This is a genomic window from Paraburkholderia sp. J7, from assembly GCF_905220155.1.
Classification (GTDB): Bacteria; Pseudomonadota; Gammaproteobacteria; order Burkholderiales; family Burkholderiaceae; genus Paraburkholderia.
This window is the reverse complement of the sequence record NZ_CAJMYZ010000065.1, coordinates 1-2,257: the sequence shown is the minus strand read 5'-3', so window position 1 is coordinate 2,257 and position 2,257 is coordinate 1. Positions and strand designations below refer to the sequence as shown.

Genomic DNA, 2,257 nt, shown 5'->3' with positions numbered 1-2,257 from the left:
ATGCTCCATTACGAGAATGCGGTCCGACACGCCCATCACGAGGCTCATGTCGTGTTCGATCAGGAGTACGGAGATTCCGAACTCGTTACGCAAGCCGTCCACCATCTGCTGCAGCTCGACCTTCTCCTGCGGATTCAAACCGGCCGCGGGTTCGTCGAGCATCAACAGACGCGGGTCGGTGATCATGCAGCGCGCGATTTCGAGCCGGCGCTGATGGCCGTACGACAGCGTGCCCGCCTCGCGGTTTGCCACCTGCTTCAGGCCCACGCGTTCGAGCCAGTACGCGGCGCGCTCGAGCGCGGCACGCTCGGCGCGGCGATACGCGGGCGTCGCGAACAGGCCGCTTAGCATGTTGCGGTTCACCTTCAGGTGCTGCGCGACCATGAGGTTTTCCAGCACCGTGAGCTGCTTGAACAGGCGGATATTCTGGAACGTGCGCACGAGGCCGCGGCGCGCGACCTGGTGGCTCGGCTGGCCGGTGATGCCGTGGCCTTCCAGCACGATGTCGCCCGCCGTGGGCTTGTAGAAGCCGCCCACGCAGTTGAACACCGTGGTCTTGCCCGCGCCGTTCGGCCCGATGATCGCGAACACCTCGTTGGGACGCACGTCGAAATCGATGCCGTCCACGGCCAGCAGACCGCCGAAGCGCATCTGCAGGCCCGCTACTTTCAACAACGCCTGTGCGCTCATTGCGGCAACTCCACGTGCGGGCGGCTCGCGGGCAACAGACCCTGCGGACGCCACATCATCATCAGCACCATCACCAGACCGAAGATCAGCATGCGGTACTCGGCAAAGCCGCGCGCCACTTCGGGCAGCGCCGTCAGCAGGATCGCGGCGAGCACCACGCCCAATTGCGAGCCCATGCCGCCCAGCACCACCACGGCAAGAATGAGCGCCGACTCGATGAACGTGAACGACTCGGGCGTGACGAGCCCCTGGCGCGCCGCGAAGAACGCACCCGCGAGACCCGCGAACGAAGCGCCGAGCGTAAACGCCGAGAGCTTGATGCGCGTGGGATTCAGGCCGAGCGAGCGGCATGCGATCTCGTCTTCGCGCAATGCTTCCCAGGCGCGGCCCATCGGCATGCGCAAGAGGCGGCTCGTGACAAACAGCGTGAACGCCACCAGCACGAGCGCGAGCAGGTACAGGAAGATCACCATGTGCTCGCCGCTGTACTCGATACCGATCAGCTCGTTGAACGTCTTCGCGCCTTCCACGCTGGCGTGGCGGGCCATTTCGAAGCCGAACACGGTGGGCTTGGGAATGCTGGAGATGCCGTCCGGGCCGCCCGTGATGCTCGTGAGGTTATTGAGCAGCAGGCGGATGATCTCGCCAAAGCCGAGCGTGACAATGGCGAGATAGTCGCCGCGCAGGCGCAGCACCGGGAAGCCGAGCACGAAGCCGAACGTGGCCGCGGCGAGCGCCGCGAGCGGCAGGCATTCCCAGAACGTGAAGCCGAAGTACTGGTTGAGCAGCGCATACGTATAGCCGCCCACCGCGTAGAAGCCCACGTAGCCCAGGTCCAGCAGACCCGCGAAGCCCACCACGATATTCAGGCCCAGGCCAAGAATCACGTAGATGAGCGCAAGCGTCGCGACGTCGATCGAACCGCGCGACCCCATGAACGGGAACACCGCGCCGAACGCGAGCAACACCCAGAGCGCCACGCGCTGCTGGCGTGCGCCAAGCGCGGGGGCTTTGGGCAGGCGCACGTTACTCGTTGCGCGCACAAACATCGGCTTGACAAGCTGGAACACGAACACCACGGCGGCCGCGATCCAGACGGGGCGCCAGTGCTGCTGCAGCACGACCTGATAGCCGTCGAGCGTGAGCTGCAGGCCAAGAATCGGCGCCGTGAGGATGATGGTCGCAACGGCGGCGGCAAGCGCACCCTTCACCGTTTGCGACGAGGACTGACCGTCTGCGCTATTGCCGGCCGCGCGAACCGAAACAGTTTGGCTCATATCGACCTCATACCTTTTCGACGTCCGGCTTGCCGAGCAGGCCGGTGGGACGGAAGAGCAGCACGAGCACGAGCAGGCCGAAGGCCACGACGTCCTTGTACTCCGCGGGCATGTAGCCCGAAGCGAGCGTTTCGGCAAGACCGAGCAGCACGCCGCCGAGCATCGCGCCCGGAATGCTGCCGATACCGCCGAGCACTGCGGCCGTAAACGCCTTGATGCCCGCAATGAAGCCGATATACGGATTGAGCTTGCCGATCGTCAGTCCGATCAGCACGCCGCCCACCGCCGCA

Annotated in this window: 3 protein-coding genes; all 3 read right to left on the bottom strand. The window is 65.2% G+C overall.

Annotation, left to right across the window (positions count from 1 at the left end):
* Positions 1-690, bottom strand: a 690-nt coding sequence (gene livG, locus U5A58_RS40310) for a high-affinity branched-chain amino acid ABC transporter ATP-binding protein LivG (RefSeq protein ID WP_321965444.1), incomplete at its 3' end; no start/stop codon positions are given.
* Positions 687-1,967 (bottom strand): high-affinity branched-chain amino acid ABC transporter permease LivM, encoded by a 1,281-nt coding sequence (locus tag U5A58_RS40305; protein ID WP_321965443.1) that lies wholly within the window; start codon positions 1,965-1,967, stop codon positions 687-689. The genes U5A58_RS40305 and livG, both read right to left, overlap by 4 nt.
* 7 nt (positions 1,968-1,974) lie before the next feature.
* Positions 1,975-2,257: ABC transporter permease subunit (locus U5A58_RS40300; RefSeq protein ID WP_415774370.1), on the bottom strand; the 283-nt coding region annotated here is incomplete at its 5' end.

What these genes read in the sequence shown, in the direction of transcription:
- U5A58_RS40305 (WP_321965443.1), bottom strand. Translation starts at nt 1,967, where the DNA reads ATGAGCCAAACTGTTTCGGTTCGCGCGGCCGGCAATAGCGCAGACGGT.